At 68.5% G+C, this 20,514-nt stretch carries 20 protein-coding genes and 1 riboswitch; of the genes, 9 read left to right on the forward strand and 11 right to left on the reverse strand.

Annotated elements, in window-relative coordinates; translation table 11 throughout:
- Positions 1-63 precede the first annotated feature (63 nt).
- Positions 64-1,449, forward strand: coding sequence for an MFS transporter (locus ACT3S2_RS13590; RefSeq protein ID WP_444555557.1), 1,386 nt, complete (start codon positions 64-66; stop codon positions 1,447-1,449).
- Between the two features lie 41 nt (positions 1,450-1,490).
- Here the strand turns inward: ACT3S2_RS13590 and ACT3S2_RS13595 are convergent, their stop codons facing one another.
- The 5 genes from ACT3S2_RS13595 to ACT3S2_RS13615 form a co-directional block, all read right to left on the reverse strand.
- Complete coding sequence (locus tag ACT3S2_RS13595; RefSeq protein ID WP_444555558.1) at positions 1,491-2,792, reverse strand: MFS transporter; 1,302 nt, start codon at positions 2,790-2,792, stop codon at positions 1,491-1,493.
- Positions 2,793-2,973: 181 nt separating this feature from the next.
- Positions 2,974-3,657, reverse strand: coding sequence for a cation diffusion facilitator family transporter (locus ACT3S2_RS13600; protein WP_444555559.1), 684 nt, complete (start codon positions 3,655-3,657; stop codon positions 2,974-2,976).
- A complete protein-coding gene (locus ACT3S2_RS13605) occupies positions 3,645-3,977 on the reverse strand; it encodes an ArsR/SmtB family transcription factor (protein WP_444555560.1) in 333 nt (110 codons plus the stop codon). The genes ACT3S2_RS13600 and ACT3S2_RS13605 overlap by 13 nt, the downstream gene beginning before the upstream one ends.
- A gap of 47 nt (positions 3,978-4,024) precedes the next feature.
- Positions 4,025-4,741: a metal-dependent transcriptional regulator gene (locus tag ACT3S2_RS13610; protein ID WP_444555561.1), complete on the reverse strand. Its 717-nt coding sequence runs from the start codon at positions 4,739-4,741 to the stop codon at positions 4,025-4,027.
- Positions 4,738-6,000: an Nramp family divalent metal transporter gene (locus ACT3S2_RS13615; protein WP_444555562.1), complete on the reverse strand. Its 1,263-nt coding sequence runs from the start codon at positions 5,998-6,000 to the stop codon at positions 4,738-4,740. Before ACT3S2_RS13615 ends, ACT3S2_RS13610 begins: the two co-directional genes overlap by 4 nt.
- Before the next feature lie 92 nt (positions 6,001-6,092).
- Between ACT3S2_RS13615 and ACT3S2_RS13620 the strand changes: the two genes are divergently transcribed.
- Positions 6,093-7,205 carry a glutathione S-transferase family protein gene (locus ACT3S2_RS13620; protein ID WP_444555563.1) on the forward strand — a complete coding sequence of 371 codons (1,113 nt, stop codon included), beginning with the start codon at positions 6,093-6,095 and terminating at the stop codon, positions 7,203-7,205.
- A gap of 7 nt (positions 7,206-7,212) precedes the next feature.
- Here ACT3S2_RS13620 and ACT3S2_RS13625 read toward each other — a convergent pair whose 3' ends face one another.
- Entirely contained in the window at positions 7,213-7,662 is a 450-nt protein-coding gene (locus tag ACT3S2_RS13625) for a hypothetical protein (RefSeq protein WP_444555564.1), read from the reverse strand.
- Between the two features lie 32 nt (positions 7,663-7,694).
- Positions 7,695-8,168, reverse strand: coding sequence for a hypothetical protein (locus ACT3S2_RS13630; RefSeq protein WP_444555565.1), 474 nt, complete (start codon positions 8,166-8,168; stop codon positions 7,695-7,697).
- Between the two features lie 85 nt (positions 8,169-8,253).
- Here ACT3S2_RS13630 and ACT3S2_RS13635 point away from each other — a divergent pair, with 85 nt between their 5' ends.
- Positions 8,254-9,282, forward strand: a complete 1,029-nt coding sequence (locus ACT3S2_RS13635) for an RNase H family protein (protein WP_444555566.1) — start codon at positions 8,254-8,256, stop codon at positions 9,280-9,282.
- A 55-nt stretch (positions 9,283-9,337) separates the two neighbouring features.
- Positions 9,338-10,483 carry a serine hydrolase domain-containing protein gene (locus ACT3S2_RS13640; RefSeq protein WP_444555567.1) on the forward strand — a complete coding sequence of 382 codons (1,146 nt, stop codon included), beginning with the start codon at positions 9,338-9,340 and terminating at the stop codon, positions 10,481-10,483.
- Positions 10,484-10,499: 16 nt separating this feature from the next.
- Here the strand turns inward: ACT3S2_RS13640 and ACT3S2_RS13645 are convergent, their stop codons facing one another.
- Positions 10,500-11,315, reverse strand: a complete 816-nt coding sequence (locus ACT3S2_RS13645; protein ID WP_443384132.1) for an FAD:protein FMN transferase — start codon at positions 11,313-11,315, stop codon at positions 10,500-10,502.
- Positions 11,312-11,599 carry a hypothetical protein gene (locus tag ACT3S2_RS13650; protein ID WP_443384133.1) on the reverse strand — a complete coding sequence of 96 codons (288 nt, stop codon included), beginning with the start codon at positions 11,597-11,599 and terminating at the stop codon, positions 11,312-11,314. The genes ACT3S2_RS13645 and ACT3S2_RS13650 overlap by 4 nt, the downstream gene beginning before the upstream one ends.
- Before the next feature lie 180 nt (positions 11,600-11,779).
- On the opposite strand from ACT3S2_RS13650, the gene ACT3S2_RS13655 reads away from it, so the two are divergent.
- Both ACT3S2_RS13655 and ACT3S2_RS13660 read left to right on the forward strand, forming a co-directional pair.
- Entirely contained in the window at positions 11,780-12,541 is a 762-nt protein-coding gene (locus ACT3S2_RS13655) for an SGNH/GDSL hydrolase family protein (RefSeq protein WP_444555568.1), read from the forward strand.
- Between the two features lie 28 nt (positions 12,542-12,569).
- On the forward strand, positions 12,570-13,304 hold the full coding sequence (locus ACT3S2_RS13660) for a VIT1/CCC1 transporter family protein (protein WP_444561802.1): 735 nt from the start codon (positions 12,570-12,572) through the stop codon (positions 13,302-13,304).
- Between the two features lie 33 nt (positions 13,305-13,337).
- Here the strand turns inward: ACT3S2_RS13660 and ACT3S2_RS13665 are convergent, their stop codons facing one another.
- Positions 13,338-13,892: an RDD family protein gene (locus ACT3S2_RS13665; protein ID WP_444561803.1), complete on the reverse strand. Its 555-nt coding sequence runs from the start codon at positions 13,890-13,892 to the stop codon at positions 13,338-13,340.
- Between the two features lie 117 nt (positions 13,893-14,009).
- Positions 14,010-15,506: an amino acid permease gene (locus ACT3S2_RS13670; protein WP_444561805.1), complete on the reverse strand. Its 1,497-nt coding sequence runs from the start codon at positions 15,504-15,506 to the stop codon at positions 14,010-14,012.
- 205 nt (positions 15,507-15,711) lie between these two features.
- Positions 15,712-15,810: riboswitch (glycine riboswitch) on the forward strand.
- A gap of 190 nt (positions 15,811-16,000) precedes the next feature.
- Here ACT3S2_RS13670 and gcvP point away from each other — a divergent pair.
- The 3 genes from gcvP to gcvH are packed head-to-tail and all read left to right on the forward strand — an operon-like array spanning position 16,001 to position 20,472.
- A complete protein-coding gene (gene gcvP / locus ACT3S2_RS13675) occupies positions 16,001-18,886 on the forward strand; it encodes an aminomethyl-transferring glycine dehydrogenase (RefSeq protein WP_444561804.1) in 2,886 nt (961 codons plus the stop codon).
- A gap of 38 nt (positions 18,887-18,924) precedes the next feature.
- The gene (gene gcvT / locus ACT3S2_RS13680) at positions 18,925-20,052 is read left to right on the forward strand and encodes a glycine cleavage system aminomethyltransferase GcvT (protein ID WP_444555571.1); all 1,128 of its coding nucleotides are present in this window, start codon (positions 18,925-18,927) and stop codon (positions 20,050-20,052) included.
- Between the two features lie 39 nt (positions 20,053-20,091).
- Positions 20,092-20,472 carry a glycine cleavage system protein GcvH gene (gene gcvH, locus ACT3S2_RS13685; protein WP_444555572.1) on the forward strand — a complete coding sequence of 127 codons (381 nt, stop codon included), beginning with the start codon at positions 20,092-20,094 and terminating at the stop codon, positions 20,470-20,472.
- The last annotated feature ends 42 nt before the right edge of the window (positions 20,473-20,514 follow it).

Raw genomic sequence — 20,514 nt, forward strand, 5'->3', positions numbered from 1 at the left:
TCGTCGCGCAGCAGAAGCCAGGTGGGGGGCGCCGGAACCGCCACACCAGTCCAGGAGTGAACCATGAGCACAGCACGGCTCGATGCCCACGCACGCAAGACCCAGCGACGCGTCGCCTTTGCCACGATCGTTGGGACCACCATCGAGTGGTACGACTTCTTCATCTACGCCACGGCCGCCGGCCTGGTCTTCGCCCATGTGTTCTTCGCTCCGGCGGGGGAGTCCATCGGACTGCTGCTCGCCTTCGCCTCCGTGGGCATCAGCTTCCTCTTCCGGCCGCTGGGGGCGTTCCTTGCCGGGCATTACGGGGACAGGATCGGCCGGAGACCGATGCTGGTCATCACGCTGATCATGATGGGCTCCGCGACGACCCTCATCGGCGTGTTGCCGACCTATGGGACCGCCGGGATCCTGGCCCCCATCCTGTTGCTGTTGCTGCGGATCCTGCAGGGGGTCTCCGCCGGCGGCGAATGGGGTGGAGCGGTACTGATGGCCGTCGAGCATGCCCCGGCGGACCGCCGGGGTCGGGCCGGCGCATTCCCCCAGCTGGGTGTGCCGCTGGGCCTGCTGCTGGCCACTGGCGTGACCGCACTGATGACCGGGTGGATCTCCCCGGGGGAGGCCTTCGTCCAGTGGGGGTGGCGGATCCCGTTCCTGCTCAGCGTCGTGCTGATCGCCGTCGGCTACATGGTCCGCCGTGCGGTGGACGAATCCCCGGTGTTCCAGGAGATCGCGGAGAAGAAGCAGCAGACCAAGGTGCCGATCGCCGAGCTGTTCCGCAAGCATTGGCTGCTGGTGCTCCTGGCCGCGCTGGTCTTCGCGGGCAACAACGCCGCGGGCTACATGGCCACCGGCGGATTCATCCCCAGCTACGCGACCAGTGATGCCGTGGGCCTGGACCGCACGGATGTCCTGGTGGCCATGACCTTCGCCGCTGCCATGTGGTTCATCTTCACCTTCGCCGCCGGGGTGCTGGCGGACAAGATCGGGCGCAAACGAACCTACCTGATCGGCTTCGGCATCCAGATACTGATGGTCTTCCCGCTCTTCTGGATGATCGATACCGGCTCACTGGCACTGCTCTACCTCGCGCTGGGACTGTTCACGATCGGGCTCGGGTTGACCTACGGTCCGCAGGCCGCCTGGTACTCAGAGATATTCCCGGCCTCCGTGCGGTTCTCCGGGGTGTCGATCTCCTATGCCCTCGGGGCGATCCTGGGTGGGGCCTTCGCCCCGACCATCGCCCAGGCCCTGATCAACGCCACCGGCACCGGGGCATCCATCTCGGTCTATCTGCTGCTCATGACCGTCGTGGCCATTGCCGCAGTGCTGATCCTGCGGGATCGGCCCGGGATCAACCTGTCCATCAACAACCAGGCCGAGCAGGAGGTGGGGGCCACCATCTTCGATCAGCGACGCGCCCCCGCGTTCGAAAAGGCGAGGGGGTAGGCCCCGGTCACGGCCGGCCACTGCCGCGTGCCGTGCGGCAGCTAGCCGGTTTTCCCGGTCTCGGGGAGCGAATGGCTCACGACGACCCCTGCGACCCCGAGCACGGCCAGGAAACCCAGCGCGGCTTCGGGGCCCAGCGCGGCGAGGGCGCCGGAGATCGCACCGGCGACCAAAAGCAGGACCCCCATCGCCGTGTTGGCCACGGCAATGTACCGGGTGCGGAGATCTCCCTCGGCGAGGTCGACCACATACGTCTTCCGTGCCACCCGCACCGCGGTATGGCTCAGGACCAGGACCAGATAGACCGCCGGATAGATCCACCACAGTTCCCGGCTACCCGGGATGAACAGCACGACGGCGAGGAACAGGACCACGACGAGCGTGGCGAAGGCGGCACCCCAGAGCATCAGCCGGCGTGAGGAGCGATCGGCCCAGCGGCCGAAGGGCCGTCCACCCACCAAAGCCGCCACGCCCTGGGCCATGACGAACGGACCGAGCGACCCGAGCCCGGCATCGCCGGTTGCGGCACTGAGGGCAACGACGAAGGGCGGGCTGAGCGCGGAGACCAGCAACAGGGCGCGGGCGACGACGAATCGGCGGAACCCGGCATCGCTGCGCAGCAGGTTCCATGCCGAACGGGCCCACCCCTCGTCCTCGACAGCCGAAGCCGGCGGATCCTCCTGCTCGGGCTCGCGGACTCCCCGGTACACCACTGCGGCCAGGACCCAAGCCAGAGCGGCAGCCCCAAGCAAGGCCGCCAGCACCATTGTCGAGACGTCATCACCACCGAGCAGACGGATCAACAGCCCCAGGGTGATTGCGACGGCGCCCGAGAACACCGTGGACCACCCGTTGATCTGACCGCGCTCGCCTTCGGGCACGGTACGCCCGAGCACATCCTTGCCCGCCAACGAACACAGCGACCGGGACACCGAGAAGAGCGCCAGCGCTGCAAGGAGCAGCACGCCTGCCGCTTGTCCATCCAGCGTCGCGGCGATCAGGGCCAGGGCCGCCGTCGCCAGCGCCTGGCCCGCGGCGCCGATGATCCAGACCGTCGTCCGCCGGCCCCGGCGTTGCACCATCGGGGCCATAGCCGCCTGCGGCAGCATGGATCCGGACTCGCGGATGGGCACCAGCAGCCCGACCAGGACCATCGGAGCTCCCAACGAGGCGAGCAGCCACGGCAACACGGTCTTCGCGTTGACCACCTGGTCCCCGACGGCCTGGAGCGAGTTGGCGACCACCTGGCGCAGGCCGTTGCGGGCGATGATCCGTTGATGGGCCTGCGACTGGTCGCGTCGATCCGCCCGGACGAGGCGTTGATAGACGCCCCGGGTATTCACTGCGGGACCCCGGGGTCGCGGTGTGCAACCGTGAGGCGGTCCGGGAGTGCGGGGGCCCGGCTCCCGCCGGTGGTTGCGCCGTAGGGCCGGGACGGCACGACCCCTGTTGCGAGTTCCATCCGCGCCCCTCTTTCCGACAGAGTGGAACCAGCCTACTGCCCCCAGGGGCGGCCCGGGCGGATCAGCAGCAGTGCGGGTCCGAGCCGGCGGATTCGGCCTCGCCGGTGATCGCCGAGAGCGGTTGCGTGCAGGCATCGCCCCGCCAGGCCTCGAGACCTTCGCGCAGGGCGACGACGGCAATGACCAGCCCGGCCACCGGGTCGGCCCAGGTCCAGCCGAAGAGGCTGTTGAGCAGCAGGCCGAACAACACGGCCGCCGAGAGGTAGGAACAGATCAGCGTCTGCTTCGAGTCGGCGATGGCCGAGGCCGACCCGAGGGCCTGGCCCGTCCGGCGCTCCCACAAACTAAGGAACGGCATGACAACGAGGCTGACGGCGGCCAGGACGATGCCCACGGTGCTGTGTTCGGCTTCCCGCAGCCCCGCCAGGGTCAGTACCGCGTCGATGCTGATGAAGACCGCCAACCCGAAGAAGGAAAAGGCGATCAACCGCAGTGCCGTCCGTTCCCGTTTTTGCGGATCCGGGGCCGAGAATTGCCAGGCCACTGCCGCGGCGGAGAGGACTTCCACGATGGAATCCAGGCCGAAGCCGAGCAGCGCCACCGATGACGCTGCGGTGCCGGCGGCCAAGGCGATCACTGCTTCGATGACGTTGTAGCTGATCGTCAACGCCACGATCAGCCGAATGCGGCGCTTCAGGACCTCGCGTCGTTGGTCGCGGTCCCCGGGAGCCCTCAGCACGTGCATCCGGGCCCTGCACAGCAGTCGGGTTCCATCCGCAGGGCGGCCTTGAGTAGTTCGTCCATGGCAGCTGCCAGATGGGGGTCGGTCAGGCGATACCAGGAACGCCTGCCGTCGGGGATCGCCTCGACGAGCCCGCAGCCGCGCAGGCAGGCGAGCTGGTTGGACATGACCTGCCGGGAGACGCCGAGGGCCTCGGCCAGATCGGACGGATAAGCCGGTCGTTCCCGCAAGGCCAGCAGCACACCGACGCGGGTGGGGTCGGATACGGCATGGCCGAAGCGGGACAGTGCGGCGGTATGCGAGGCGGTGGCGGTGGGATGCATGAGTACCACGGTACAGCTAATCCTGAATTCACAAAAGCGTGGATGACCTAGTGATCGGCGGCCGTGGCGGTGACCCACAGGGCCCGGATGGCTTCGGGGCGCAACACCACCCGGGCCTCGTCGTCGTGCGGGGCCAGGGCCAGGGAGCCATTGGCTTCGGCTGCCGCGATGTCGACCAGCGCGCCCGGGCGCAACCCGTGCCGGGCGAGTAGGCGCAACAGACCGGGGTCCTCGTCGGAGATGCGAGTGACCTCATAGGTTCCCGGGAGGGCCTCTGCGAGGTTGACCGCATGTGCCGGACGCCGCGTGGCTCCGGCCACGGTGGGGATCGGGTCTCCGTGGGGGTCGTGGACGGGGTGCCCCAGCAGGGAATCGATGCGTTCGATCAGCGTGTCCGAGACGGCATGTTCGAGGTTCTCCGCCTCGTCGTGGACCTCCTCCCAGGAATACCCCAACGTACGGACCAGGAAGGATTCGAGGAGACGGTGCTTGCGGACCATGGCCACGGCATGGCGTTGTCCAGCGGCGGTGAGGCGGACCGGCTGGTAGGGCTCGTGGATGACCAGCCCCTGGGCGTGAAGCCGGCGCATGGTGTCGGAGACATTGGCGGCGGTGGTCCCGAAGCGTTCCGCCAGCGCCTTTCCGGTGACCGGGGAGCCGCCCCATTCGGTGGCGGACCAGATGGCCTTCAGGAAATCCTCGGCGACGCGGCTGATTTCCCCGGAGCCCGGGGGCGGGGTTGCCGGAGTGTGTTCTTGTCTCATTGGGCCCCCGTGACGGTCAGGGAGATGAGCAGCAGATTCAAGGCGATGATGGCCACGGTGATCGCCCACGCGAAGACCTGGGTGCCCAGGCCGTTGATGAACCGGCCCATCACCGAACGCATCCCCGTATAGCGGACCAGAGGGACCAGTGCGAAGGGGATGCCGATGGAGAGGAAGACCTGGCTGAGCACCAGGGCCCAGGTCGGGTCGACCCCCACGGTGAGGATGGCCAGTGCCGGGATCAGCGTGACGACCCTGCGCGCCAGCAGGGGGATCCGGCGCTGCAGCAGGCCCGACATGATGGCCGAACCGGCATAGCAACCCACCGAGGTCGATGCCAGGCCCGAGGCCAGGAGTCCGACGCCGAAGATGACGCCGATGACCGGTCCCAGCGCCTCGACGATGGTCCCATGGGCGCCCTGGATCGTGTCGGTGCCCTCCACTCCGCGTAGGCTCGAGGCCGCCAGCAACAACATCGCGATGTTGACCGAACCGGCCACGATCAACGCCAGGACGACGTCCCAACGGTTGGCATGCAGGAGTCGCCGGATCCCCGATTCGGTGTGCCCTTCACCATGCCGGTCCCGGGCCAGGGAGGAATGCAGGTAGATGGCGTGGGGCATGACCGTGGCCCCGAGCATGCCGGCCGCGAGCAGGACCGTGCCCGTGCCCTCGAACCTGGGAACGAGCCCGCCGGCGGCGGCACCCCAGTCCATCGGGCTGACCAGCAGGCCCGCAACGAATCCGATGGTGATCAGCACCAGCAGCGCCATGATCACCAGTTCGAAGGGGCGTTGACCATGCCGGGACTGGATGGTCAGCAGGGCCATCGAGACGATCCCGACGATCAGCCCGCCCAACGGCAACGGCAGGCCGAAGAGGATGTGCAGTGCAATGGCCCCGCCGATGACCTCGGCCAGATCGGTGGCCATGGCGATGAGCTCGGCCTGGCCCCAGAAGGCCAGGCGGCCGCCGCGCGAGAGCCGGGCGCCCAGGATCTCGGGCAACGACCTGCCGGTGACCAGCCCCAGCTTCGCCGAGAGGTACTGGATCATCACGGCCATGACGTTCGCCGCCACCAGCACCCAGACGAGCAGGTAGCCGTGTTGGGCTCCGGCGGTCAGGTTCGCCGCGACATTGCCGGGGTCGACATAGGCGATGGCCGCAACGAAGGCCGGACCCAGCAGCCACACCAGGCGTCGCTGGGGGTGTCCTTGCCGTTCCACGACGGACGGTGCCGTCGAACCAGTTCGTTTCATCGCACGGATCCTTTGAGTTAAGTCCACTTAACTTATCGTTCCGGGACCCGATGACGCCAGCGGGATGACGTGAACCGGCCTAGGATGGGCCCATGGATGAGAACCGGTATTCCACCCGCGGCGCCTATGTGAACGTTGGTGAGGAATTCACCCGTGACACGAACTACATCAATGATCGGATCGTCGCCGATCCGGAGGCCGTCCGGGCCTCAGCCGCCCAGGGTGGTGGCTCCATCGGGGACCCCGGGGCCGGACTCTCGGAGGGGGCCCGGGCCTGGCCCGTGGAGGCCGGACGCTATCGGCTCGTGGCGGCCCGCGCCTGCCCGTGGGCGAACCGGGCCCTGATCGTGCGCCGGCTGCTGGGGCTCGAGGAGGCGTTCAGTGTCGGACTGCCCGGTCCGACCCACGATGTCAGGTCCTGGACCTTCGATCTGGATCCCGGAGGCCGGGACCCCGTCCTGGGGACCGAACGGCTGCAGGAGAACTTCTTCCGGCGCTTCCCCGACTACCCGCGGGGCATCACCGTTCCGGCAATGGTGGACATCCCCACCGGCGGCGTCGTGACCAACGACTACCCGCAGATGACGCTGGACTTCTCGACCCAATGGAAGCAGTTCCACCGGGCGGGGGCCCCCGACCTGCTGCCTGCAGGGCGCTGGGAGGAGATGGCCCCGGTCATCAAAAGGATCTTCACCGAGGTCAACAACGGGGTCTACCGCTGTGGTTTCGCCGGTTCGCAGCAGGCCTACGACGAGGCCTACCAGCGCCTCTGGACTGCCATGGACTGGTTGGAGGAACGCCTCGCCGGGCAGCGGTACCTGATGGGGGAGACCATCACCGAGGCGGATGTCCGCCTGTTCACCACCCTGGTGCGCTTCGACGCCGTCTACCACGGGCACTTCAAATGCAACCGGAACAAGCTCGCCGAGATGCCGGTGCTCTGGGCTTATGCCCGGGACCTGTTCCAGACCCCGGGGTTCGGGGACACCGTCGATTTCACGCAGATCAAACGGCACTATTACATCGTGCACGAGGACATCAATCCCACCGGATTCGTGCCGCAGGGCCCCGCGCTGGACAACTGGCTCCAGGCCCACGGACGCGAGGAACTGGGCGGTTCCCCGTTCGGCTCCGGAACGGCGCCCGGACCGGTGCGTGCCGGGGAGGAAGTCACCGCCGGGCACAACCCGCTCCATCCCGGTTGAGGTCCGGCTACCCGTTGCGTCCGGGCTGCCCCCGATCGTCAAGACCCTTCAGGAACAGGTTTTTCTGGACCTGGTCCCAGCCCTCGGAGGTCAGTTTGGAGGCCTCGAAGTCGTCGGCCTCTATCCTGGCCGAGATGCCGTAGAACGAAACGTCGAACGGCATGCCGGCACAGGCGATGTGATCTTCCTCCGCGACGATCAGGCAGAGGCCCTCATCCGATTCGGCGCTCTGCCTGGCATCCCCGGTGGCTGCGCGGGCCATATAGAACGAGAGGCCGTCGACCTGGGCGGCAAAGCGCACTGTATCCGGTTCGAATCCGCCGACATGGAGATCGGAGGGCAACTCGTCCTGCGCGGTGGCCGGCTCATCGAGTAGTTCGATGCCCTGATCCGCCGGGCTGCTGCACCCGGCCAGGAGCGGTAGGGCCAGTAGCGGAACCAGAAGGTGACGTCGCATGGGGCCAGCCTCCCCGACGCGTTGGATTCTGGCTACCCCTCGTCCTCGGGAACCGGATGGCGTGGGGGTGTCCTGCTGCTGTGGTCCAGACCCTTGACGAACAGCTGGCGCTGCAGCTGTTCCCACCCCTCGGGTGCCGGGTGCGGGGTGTGCTCAGCGTCGGGCACGAATCGGGCCGAGACGCCGAGGAACCGGGTTTCCAAGGGCAGCGGTCCGCAGGTGATGACCTCCGGCTCGGCGACGATGAGGCAGGCCCCCCACCCCGGCGGGAGGTTCGCCGGACCGCCCGTCAGGGGTGGCCGGGCCAGATAGAAGGAGAAGCCATCGGTCCGGGTGAGCAACCGGGTGGTTCCCGGCTGGAAGCCCGCCACGGCGGTGTCGGCTGGCAGGGCATCCTCCGCGGTGGCCGGCCGATCGAGGAGTTCCAGGCCCGCGCCGGTGGAGCCGCACCCTGCCACTGGAGCCAGGCATAAGGCCAGCAGCGGAACCATGAGGCGAGGGCGCATGGGGACAGCGTGCCCGATGGGCAGGCTCCTGGCTACCGTCGGGGGCCAACGCGAAGCGTCGGGGTGGCATGGCAGGATGGAACCCATGACGATCACCGCCGCCGCAGACGGCTCCGCGCTTGGAAACCCAGGACCCGCCGGCTGGGCCTGGTACGTCGACGACTCCGCCTGGCGGGCCGGCGGCTGGCCCCACGGGACGAACAACATGGGCGAACTGATGGCCGTGCTGGATCTGTTCCGTTCCACCGAACATGTCGCCGACGAGCACCTGCACATCCTGTGCGATTCCCAATACGTCATCAACTGCATCACCAAGTGGATGCCGGGGTGGAAACGCAAGGGATGGAAGAAGGCCGACGGCAAGCCGGTGTTGAACGTGGACCTGCTCAAGCAGATCGATGAGGCCATCACCGGCCGCGACTACCGGTTCGAATGGGTCAAGGGCCATGCCGGGCACCACCTCAACGAGGCGGCCGATGACCGCGCCCGGGCTGCGGCCACCGCCTACCAGTCCGGGCGGGGCAGCGACGCGGGCCCGGGCTACCCGGGATCCGGGTCACCTGAGGCCGGCCCGGCGGACCCCGGCCCTTCCCCGCAGGCCGAGCCGGCCCCCACCGGTGCGGACCCCCTGGAACAGGACGACTTGTTCTCCTCCCTCGAGGACCCCGCCGAAACGGGCCGCGGAAGCGCCGAGATCGATGCCGTGGTCGCCCTGGAACGGGAGTTGCTGGATCCTCGGGTCCGCAGCGAAGTGGGACAGCTGAACTTCCTGCTGCATCCGGACTACCGCGAAGTCACGTCCCGGGGGACGCTGACCGAACGCGAGACCGCGGTGACCGTCTTGTCCTCGGGGGCCGTGGACCTGCTGGAAGCCGCCGATCAGGTGGGCGAGGAGGACGACGTCGTCCCGCACGGCGGATGGTCGACCCCGCCGGCCGGCCCCGGGATCGACCGTGCCTTCGAACTGCTCGAGGCGATCCGCGTGGGGGTGGAGGCGATCCACCTGACCTACCGTCTGGTCGGAACGGAATCGGCGGTCACCGTCGGTTCCCTGTGGCAGCGTGAAGAGCAGCGCTGGCGGTTGCGCTTCCGCCAGGAAACCCCCGAAGTCTAGATCCCCGAATGCCGGGGACCCCTCCCCGGAATCGGCAGAGCCCAGGAGCCCCACCGTGAACGACCCGCGCTTCGCCCCCGTCACCGAGCTGTTGGAATCCTTCGCCACGGCGGACCCCGACTACTCGGCCCAGCTCTGCGTCTACGCCGGTGGGCACCCCGTCATCGACCATGCGGTGGGACCGAACTCACAGCTGGATTCGCTGACCGGGGTCTTTTCCGCCTCCAAGGGGGCCGCCGGCATGGTCATCGCCCTGCTGGTGCAGGATGGCCTGCTGGACTTGGAGGAACCGGTGACCAGGTATTGGCCGGAATTCGCGGCCCGGGGCAAGAAGGCCATCACGGTCGGGCAACTGCTGAGCCACCAGGCCGGGCTGCCGGGGGTCGACGGCGGCATGGCGGTGGAGCACTACACCGAATCATCCCAGGGCGCCGCACGCCTGGCCGCCGCCCCTCCCGTCTGGAAACCCGGCTCCACGCACCAATACCACGCGTTGACCATCGGGATCTTCGCCGAGGAACTCGTCCGGCGCATCACCGGGCAGACCCTGCAGCAGGTCTACGAGACCCGCATCCGGGAGCCCTTCGGCATCGACTTCCACCTCGGTCTGCCCGAGGGCGAGGAGCCCCGGTTCCGCGAGGTGCTCAAACCCGCGCAAAGCCCGGAGCTTCCCTTCATCGACCCGTATGGTCCGCTGGGTCTGGCGCTGAACTCCACGGCGGGCTTCGATATCGGAGAGGGCATCAGCTACGACCTGCTGGACCTGCCCAACTACCGGCGGATCAGGGCCTCGGGCCTCGCGGCCGCCGGGGGAGTGGCCAGTGCCCGCGGCCTGGCGCGGCTCTATGCGGCGGCCAGCACCGGCGTCGTCCGGGACGACGGGGCCGCCGATGGGCCCTTCCTGACCGAGGACACGCGAGGGACGGTGGCCGCCGAGCAGGTGTTCGGCCTCGACCGGGCCAACGGGCTGACCGGGGCGTTCGCCGTGATGTTCATGAAATCGATCCCGCGCAACGACTTCGGGTCCTGGCAGTCCTTCGGCCACGACGGGGCCAACGCCACGCTGGCCTACGCCGACCCCGCCTACGGCATCGGATTCGGTTATGTGCCGGCCCGGGCCGAGGAGAGCGGCACCGGCACCCGGGGTGGGCAACTCAGCGTGGCCGTACGCCAGGTCCTGCTCTCCCTCGCCGGCGGCTGAGCGGCGGCACCGGGGTTCACGCGCTCTGCTGCAGGGGCCAGGTCGAGGAGGCGAGTAGTTCGCCGTCGTGCCCGCAGACCAGGACCGCGACCCCGAAATCGCGGACGGCGGCCTCCAGGGTGGATTCCCCGCCGACCATGATGGCCTGGGACAGCACATCCGCGGTGACGATCTCCTCGGCCAACACGCTGACCTGCAGATAGGCGTTCGGCCCGGATCCCGCCCCCGTCGAAGTGGTGGCCAACGCCGCGGTGAACCCGGGGGTCCCGGCCAACGGCACATCGGCGACCAAGGTCGCCGGATCGAAGGGATCGGTGATCCCGGCCCGCCAATGCCTGCCATAGAACGGGTCGGTTCCGGTGGGTTCTGCCGGGAAGGGCGAACCGCTGCACAGCACGTCGCCGCCGGCGGTGACCGACCAATGCGGCAGTTGGAGGTCCATCATGGCCTGGCCGGCGTGGGCGATGGCCCACCCCTTGACCAGCCCGCTCAGATCCACCGGTCCGGTGGAGGTGTGCGGGGTGTAGGCACCGTCGGTCGCCTGGCGCCAGACGGTCGCCTGCTCATAGAGCGCCCGCAACCGGCGGTGGGCGTACCGGAGTTCGATGTCCCCGCGACGCAGGCTCTCCACCGGGCCCTGGCCGTCGACGCCGAAGGAGGTCTGGGCGTCGAGGAAGATGCGCTGGACCGTTTCCACGGCGGCGTCGAGCTCGTCGGGCTCCAGCGGCGCGCTGATGCCGACCGTCGTGCCCAGGGCCTGGAACGACCGGTGGGCCAGCTCCGGGATCCGCGGATCGGCCGGCCCGCCCGTCGCTTCGTCCACCACGCTCATGCCCGGGGTCCCGCGAGACCTGCCGGGGCCATGTGGTCCGGCGTGCTGATGAGCTGGACGGGCTCCGAACCGCGCAGCTGCTGGCGCCTGACACTGGACAGGGTCGAGGGACTGGCCGCCGGCCTCGTGGTGATCGCAACCGCGGAACCGCTCGTGGTGGACCCGAGTCGATAGGGTGCGGGAGCCGGTGTCGCCTGGGCGACCGGTGGCGTGCTGCCGACCCAACCGGCGGCCAACACCCCGGCGGAGGCCACGGAAGCAAAGATGGCTTGGCGGATGTTCACGAGGTGGTCCTTTCGAGGACGGGTTCCTGTCGGTGTTGCATGAAACCAGCCTGTCGAACCGAACTGTGAACACCCTGTGACCGGCCCGCATGGCGGCCCCAGGCGGGCGGGTTTCGCCGAGGGCGGATACATATCGACCGGTGGCGGGCGTCCGGAGAGCGGTGGACGTAGGCTGGACGGGTGGAATTCGAGAAACGGTATCTGGCCCTGGGGGACTCCTTCACCGAAGGCGTGGGTGATGAGGACCCGACCCGTCCCCACGGCGTCCGCGGGTGGGCCGATCGGGTGGCCGAGCAACTCTGTGCCGCCGACCCGGCCTGGGGGTATGCGAATCTGGCCATTCGTGGCAAGAAGATCCACCAGGTCATCGACGAACAGCTCGAAACGGCCCTGGCCATGGAACCGACCCTGGTCACGCTCTATGCCGGGGGCAACGACATCCTGCGCCCCCGGGTGGATATCGACGCGCTGATGGCCGGTTACGACGACATGGTGGCCCGCCTGCGGGCCACCGGTGCAACCGTCGTGGTGTTCACCGGGTTCGACTCCTCGGCCTCGGCCGTCTTCGGCAAGACCCGGGGCCGGACCGCCATCTACAACGAATGGGTGCGTGAAGCAGCTGACCGCCATGGCGCCCTCGTCGCCGACTACTGGCGTTGGCGTGAATTCAGCGATTTCCGGTACTGGGCGGTGGACCGGCTGCATATGGGTCCCCCCGGGCATACGCTGATGGCCAAGAAGGTGTTGACCCTGCTCGAGGGCGCCGACGCGATCGCGACCCCGGAGCTGGAGAGCGCCCCGGAGCCGACCCGTAGGGAACAACTCGCCTCCAACGCCCGCTGGACCCGCGAATTCGTGGTGCCGTGGATCGGGCGCCGTGTGCGGGGGACCTCCTCGGGGGACTCGATGGGCCCCCGCTACCCGGCCTACATCCGGCTCTGAAGGACGGCGCAGTGATTGACTGGTGGCCATGAAGCCATCCACCGGAGCAAACCAGCACGACGGCGAACCGCATGAGGGCGGGGGACTGGCCGAACGGTTGAACTGGCTGCGGGCCGGGGTCCTGGGCGCCAACGACGGGATCGTCTCCACCGCCGCCGTCGTGGTCGGGGTGGCCGGCGCGACCACTGCCACCGGCCCGATCCTGGCCGCCGGGGCGGCGGCACTAATCGGTGGTGCGGTGTCCATGGCGCTGGGTGAATACGTCTCGGTGTCCAGCTCCGCGGATTCGCAGCGGGCCCTCATCGCCCAGGAACGCAGCGAACTGGCGCACCTGCCCCAGGAGGAACTCGACGAACTGGCCGACCTGTATGAGCGGAAGGGGCTCAGCGCCGCCACCGCCCGGACGGTGGCCACCGAACTCACCGCCCATGATGCGTTGGGGGCCCACCTCGACGCCGAACTGAATATCGACCGCGAGGACGTGGTCAGCCCGTGGAGTGCTGCCGCCGCGTCCGCGGTGTCCTTCACGGCCGGGGCGTTGCTGCCGTTCCTGACGGCCGTCCTGCTGCCGGCGCAGTGGAGGATCCCGGTGACCTTCCTCGCCGTCCTGGTGGCCTTGGCCGTGACCGGGGGGCTGGGGGCGCGCCTCGGGGGAGCGCCGGTGTTCAAGCCGGTGGTGAGGGTCGTGGTCGGCGGGATCCTGGCCCTGGGGGCCACGTTCCTCATCGGCACCTGGTTGGGTAGCAGCGGGGTCACCGGCTAGCGGGGCCCCGGCCCGGGGCCCCGGTGGAGCGGATCAGCCCTGCTTGATGACCTGGGTGCCGCCGGCGAACTTATCGAACCAGCTCTGGCGTTTCACGGTGTCGTTGTTGATGGTCACCGCGATGACGATCGCCGCGGCCAGCGAGGCGAGCGAACCAAGTACGGTACCGATGATCGGCAGGATTCCGATGATCCCGAAGCCCATCCAGAGGTTCCGCTTGATCGCCTCGGTCATATCCGGGTGGCCGCCCTGGGCGCCCACGACATGCAGTTTCATGAGCATCTTGCCCACGGTCTGTCCCCGGCTGGACTCCATGAAGGCGAAGTAGCCGACGTAGATGACGGCGCTGACCACCGCTGACACCGCCGTCGCGCCGAAGCTTCTGCCGCCGAGCCCGAGGCCGGCTCCTCCGGCCCCCATGATCGCGCCGGTGATGATCAGGCCTACGACCAGGAAGTTGACGATCAGCAGGATGACGCCGTCGATCAGCCGGGCCAGGAACCGGTCGAGGAGCTCCCCGGGGCGTGTGCCGGTCGGGGGCATGGCGGGGCCGGTGGGCTGGGGCGGAGGAGGTGTGGGATCGCTCATGGCCCCACCATACGCAAGGAACTGTCCCAAGACCATGGGTGGGCAGGATCTACATTTTCGGGCTGAGTGGTACATATGCGTTTTCCGGCACGCTAGCCGATGGCGGTGGAGGGGGATCTAGCGGACGGGGTGCCGTGGGGCTTCCGCATAGGAGGCGGCCGCCGTGGAGCGGCGCCGCCCGTAGGCCAGATAGGCGGCGGCGCCGAGCATCATCCACAGTCCGAAGACGGTCCAGGTGGTGACCCCGAGGTTGGCCATGAGGAACACGCAGCCGGCGACCGCGAGGATCGGGGTCACCGGGTAGAACGGTACGTGGAAGGTGCGGGGCAGCTCCGGGCGGTTGCGGCGCAGGTGGATCACCGAGAGGCTGACCAGGCTGAAGGCGAAGAGCGTGCCGATGCTGGTGGCGTCGGCCAACTCCCCCAGGGGGACCAATCCGGCGGTGATCATGATGACGCCGCCGGTGATCAAGGTGTTCAGGACCGGGGTCCCGGTCCGTGGGTTGAGCTGGCCGAAGACGCGGGGGACCATCCCGTCGCGGGACATGGCCACCAGGACGCGGGTCTGGCCGTAGAGCACCGTGATGACGATGCTGATGATCGCCACGACCGCGCCGACGGAGAAGACCAGGGCCACCCAGGCCTGGCCGGTGATCGCTTCGAGGACCTGGACCAGGGCCGCCTCCTTGCCGATGAACCACTGCCAGTCCTTGGCCCCGACGGCGGCGATGGCGACCAGGATGTAGAGCACGGTCACGATGATCATCGAGGCGATGATGGCCCGTGGCAGATCGCGCTGCGGGTTCACCGCCTCCTCGCCGGCGGTGGATGCGGCGTCGAAACCGATGTAGGAGAAGAACAGCCGGGCCGCCGCGGCCGAGACGCCCGCGGTGCCCATGGGCAGCAGCGGGGTGAAGTTCCCGGTATGGAAGGCGCTGAAGGCGATGACGACGAAGAAGAGCAGCACGACGATCTTCACGAACACCAGCACCGTGTTCACCGTCGCGGACTCCTTGGCCCCGCGCATCAGCAGGACCATGGCCAGGGCGACGACCAGGACGGCCGGGACGTTGAACAGGCCGCCGTCGGCTCCGGGGGGATTGGTCAGCGCTGCGGGCAGGTCCAGCTGGAAGACCCCGGCGAGTTCGTTGACGTATTCCCCGGCGCCCACGGCGATGGCGGCCACCGAGACCCCGTATTCAAGCAGCAGGCACCAGCCACAGATCCAGGCCAGACCTTCACCCATGGTCGCGTACGTGTAGGAGTAGCTGGACCCCGAAACCGGGACGGCCCCGGCCATTTCGGCGTAGGACAGCGCCGAAAGGAGGGCGGCCACCCCGGCGATGGTGAAGGAGATCCAGACCGCGGGCCCGGCCATCGGCACCGAGGAGCCCAGCACGACGAAGATGCCGGTGCCCAGCGTGGCACCGACGCTGATCATGGTCAGTTGCAGCACCCCCAGGGTGCGGCGCATGGTCCCGCCGCCGGAACCGTGGCCGGCGTCGGCCTGTAGTGTTTCGACGTCCTTGCGGAGCAGGAGCTGCCGGCCCAGCGTCAAGGGCCGGCGGCCGGCGGCCGGGGCAGGGAGGTCCGGGGCTGGATGCTTCGATGGAATCTGCAACTGGGTCCTTGGCGGGGCCGGGTGGGCCTGCGGTCGGGCGGCGCCCGTCGGATCGCGGCAGGTGCCGGTGTCGGCAAATGAACTTACATATTTTCGCACCATCATGCATGAATATGAAAATCGATGGCGCGACGCGGAGGTTGTCCGTGGCATGGGTCTCCACGTATCATGAAGACGTGTCCACTAGGGCACACGCCTATGACTTGCGGCGGGAGAGTCCCGTCAGATCCACTGGCGGGCGCCGTAGGAGCAATACCCTCCCCGGGAATCTCTCAGGCCCCCGTACCGCCGCGCAGAGGCAACTCTGGAAAGAAGACGCATCGCCGGCCGGGGGCACCCGACCAGCAGGCGAAGCGCTCACCGACGGTGCAAGCCGCGGCCGGTCAACTCCGGACGTAGCGGAATCTCTCAGGTCCAATACAGAGTCGGGGAGGAACCGAAGCTCATTCGGTGTGCACCACACATCGACCACACTTGGAGTTCCCCTGATGACCGAGACCACGGCCCGTCCCACCACCAGCACCGCCGGCGAACTTGCCTTCGCCGACCGTCATATCGGCCCCCGCGGCGACGCCACCGAGACCATGCTCCGGCAGCTCGGCTACGCGAGCCTCGACGATCTCGTCGACACCGCGGTCCCCGCCGACATCCGCCAGGCCAAGCCCCTGGACCTGCCGGCGGCCCGCTCCGAGGCCGAGGTCCTGGATGACCTGCGTGCCATCGCGGCGAAGAACATCGTCAAGACCCAGATGATCGGCCAGGGGTTCTACAACACGATCACCCCGCCGGTCATCCTGCGCAACGTCCTGGAGGACCCCGCCTGGTACACCGCCTACACCCCGTACCAGCCGGAGATCTCCCAGGGCCGGCTCGAGGCCCTGCTGAACTTCCAGACCATGGTCTCGGATCTGACCGGGCTGCCGATCGCCAACGCCTCGCTGCTCGATGAAGCCTCGGCCGTCGCCGAAGCCGTCCTGCTGATGCGCCGCGCCAACAAGGCCAAGGCCGAGGCCAAGACCGTCCTGGATGCCGACATGTTCCCGCAGACCATCGCCGTGGTGAAGGGACGCGCCGAGGCCCTGGGCTTCGAACTCGAGATCGCCGACCTGTCCCAGGGGCTGCCCGACGGCGAGATCTCCGGCATCGTGCTCCAGCAGCCGGGGAACTCGGGCCGGGTCTCCGACCACGCAGGCGTGATCGCCGCCGCCAAGGAGCGCGGGGCGATGGTCACCGTCGCCGCCGACATCCTGGCCCTGACCCTCATCGTCCCGCCGGGCGAGCAGGGAGCCGACATCGCGGTGGGCAACACCCAGCGCCTGGGTGTCCCGCTGTTCTTCGGTGGCCCGCACGCCGCCTACATGTCGGTACGCGACGGCCTGGTGCGCTCGCTGCCGGGCCGCCTGGTCGGGGTGTCCAAGGACGACGCCGGACTACCCGCCTACCGTCTGGCCCTGCAGACCCGTGAGCAGCACATCCGCCGCGAGAAGGCCACCTCCAACATCTGCACCGCCCAGGCGCTGTTGGCCATCACCTCCTCGATGTACGGCGTCTACCACGGCCCCGAGGGCCTCAAGGCGATCGCCCAGCGGGCCCACCTGCGGGCCGGTGCGCTGGCCTCGGTGCTCCGTGACGCGGGCTTCACCGTGGCCAACGAATCCTTCTTCGACACGCTGACCCTGCAGGTCCCCGGCCGGGCCGATGAGCTGGTGGCCGCCGCCGAGGACAACGGCATCAACCTCCGTCGCCTGGACGCCGACACGGTGGGCATCTCCACCGACGAGACCACCACCACCGCCCACCTGGTCGCGATCGCCGAGGCCTTCGGCGTCGCCGACGCGGCCGCCGCCATCGAACAGGCCGAAGCCGCCGCCACCGAACAGCTTCCGGCCGCCGTCGTGCGCTCCAGCGAGTACATGACCCACCCGATCTTCCACACGGTCCGTTCCGAAACCCAGATGCTGCGCTACCTGCGTCGCCTCTCGGACCGCGACCTGGCACTGGACCGCACCATGATCCCGCTGGGCTCATGCACCATGAAGCTCAACGCCACCGCCGAGATGGAATCCATCTCCTGGCCGGAGTTCGCCTCCATCCACCCCTACGCCCCGTCCCACCAGACCGTGGGCTGGCGTGAACTGATCGACGACCTGGAATCCAGGCTCTCGGCCATCACCGGGTACGCAGGGGTCTCCATCCAGCCCAATGCCGGTTCGCAGGGCGAATACGCGGGTCTGCTGGCCATCCGCCAGTACCACCTGGCCAATGGCGACGCCGAACGCACCGTCTGCCTCATCCCGGCCTCGGCCCACGGGACCAACGCCGCCTCGGCGGTGCTGGCCGGGTTGAAGGTCGTGGTCGTCAAGACCGCAGCCGACGGCACCATCGACTCCGCCGACCTGGACGCGAAGATCGAAACCCACCGCGAGGCACTGGCGGGCATCATGATCACCTACCCGTCCACGCACGGGGTGTACGACGACGATGTGCGCGAGGTCTGCGATAAGGTCCACACCGCCGGCGGACAGGTCTACATCGACGGAGCCAACCTCAACGCCCTGGTCGGCCTCGGCCAGCCGGGCCAGTTCGGCGGCGACGTCTCGCACCTGAACCTGCATAAGACCTTCTGCATCCCGCACGGCGGCGGCGGACCCGGCGTCGGCCCGGTCGCCGTGGCCGAGCACCTGGTCCCGTTCCTGCCCGGAGCCCCGGCCGGCGAAGCCACCGCACGCACCGGCACCGCGGTCGCCGCGACCACCTACGGGTCGGCCGGCGTGCTGCCCATCTCCTGGGCCTACGTGGCCATGATGGGCGCCGAGGGCCTGACCAACGCCACCAAGAACGCGTTGCTGACCGCCAACTACGTCGCTTCGCGGCTCAACGAGTACTTCCCGGTGCTCTACACCGGCAACCAGGGCCTGGTCGCCCACGAATGCATACTGGATCTGCGCGATGCCACCGCCAAGACCGGCATCACCGCCGAGGACGTGGCCAAGCGCCTGATCGATTACGGCTTCCACGCCCCGACACTGGCCTTCCCGGTCGCCGGCACGCTGATGGTGGAGCCGACCGAATCCGAGGACCTGGCGGAAATCGACCGGTTCATCGACGCCATGATCGCGATCCGGGCCGAAATGGAGCAGGTCCTTTCCGGGGAGTTCACCGCGGCGGAATCCCCGCTGCGGCTGTCCCCGCACAGCGCGGCCGCCGTGGTCTCCAGCGACTGGGACCGGGCCTACACCCGCGAGCAGGGGGCCTTCCCGCTGCCCGGGCTGCGCCAGGACAAGTACTTCGCCCCGGTGGGACGCATCGACGGGGCCGGCGGCGACCGGAACCTGATCTGCTCCTGCCCGCCACCCGAGGCATTCGAGAACTAGACCGGATCCGCGGAACCCGACGAAAGGCAGCCTGAGCTGTGAGCACCGAAACCACCACCACGCCGAAGCAGACGCCCCTGCACGGCGAACACGAATCACTGGGCGCGCATTTCACCGACTTCGGTGGCTGGGACATGCCGCTGAAATACGGTTCCGAACTGGCCGAACACCAGGCCGTCCGCGAAGCCGCGGGGCTCTTCGACCTCTCCCATATGGGCGAGGTCCGGGTCGAAGGCCCCGAGGCCGCGAAGTTCCTGAACAGTGCGCTGGCCGGGAACATGGCCATCATGAAGATCGGCAAGGCCAAATATTCGGTGATCTGCAACGCCGAGGGCGGGATCCTCGATGACCTGATCACCTACCGCCGCGCCGAGGAGGACTTCCTCGTGGTCCCCAACGCCGGCAACGCCGACGTCGTGGCGGCAGCACTGGCCGAACGCGCCGCCGGCTTCGAGGTCACCGTCACCGACGAGTCGGCCGAGACGGCCCTGATCGCCATCCAGGGACCCGCCGCCGCGGGGATCCTCACCGGGCTGGTCACCGGCGCCGACGTCGAGACCGTCCAGGAGATGAAGTACTACGCGGCCGATGACGTCACCGTCGCCGGGATCAACGTGATGCTGGCCCGCACCGGCTATACGGGCGAGGACGGCTTCGAGCTGTACCTGCCCAACGCCGAGGCCACCACCCTGTGGAAGGCACTGCTCGAGGCCGGCACCGAGGCAGGGCTCATTCCCGCCGGACTGGCCAGCCGTGACTCGCTGCGCCTGGAGGCCGGGATGCCGCTCTACGGCAACGAGCTGTCCACGGACATCACCCCGTTCGATGCCGGTCTGGGACCGATCGTCTCCTTCAAGAAGGAGGAGGACTTCCTCGGGCGGACCGCGTTGGAAGCCAAGAAGGCCGAAGGCGTGGCGCGCAAGCTCGTGGGTCTGAAGGGCCTGGGGCGTCGAGCCGGACGTTCCCACTACGCTGTGATGAAGGACGGGAACGTCGTCGGCGAGGTCACCTCGGGCCAGCCCAGCCCCACGCTGGGCCACCCCATCGCGTTGGCCTACGTCGATGTCGAACTCACCGAGGCCGGCACCGCACTGGATGTCGACCTCCGTGGCAAGGCCCAGCCCTTCGAGGTCGTCGCCCTGCCGTTCTACTCCCGCCAGAAGTAAATCCCCCACATCCGTGGATCCAGAGACTAAGGACAACACATGAGCAAGGTTCTTTCGACCCTCCGTTACTCCGCCGAGCACGAGTGGGTTGACGACTCCACCCCGACCAAGGTCGGCATCACCCAGGTCGCCGCCGACGCACTCGGCGACGTCGTCTACGTCGACCTGCCCGAGGTCGGCTCGACCGTCACCGCCGGGGAGACCTGCGGGGAAGTCGAATCCACCAAGTCGGTTTCCGACCTCTACGCGCCGGTGACCGGCACCATCGTGGAGACCAACCCGGCCGTGGAGGACAACCCGGCCCTGCTGAACGACGACCCCTACGGCGGCGGATGGCTGTTCACCGTCGAGGTTTCCGAAGAGGGACCGCTGCTCTCGGCAGCGGACTACGCCTCGGCCAACGGTGGCGATGTCGAGTGACCATCGAATCCGCACAGGTCCTCTCCTCCAGCCTCACGGCCC

Origin of the sequence: Arthrobacter sp. AOP36-A1-22 (assembly GCF_052377615.1) — a bacterium.
Lineage (GTDB): Bacteria > Actinomycetota > Actinomycetes > Actinomycetales > Micrococcaceae > Arthrobacter_H.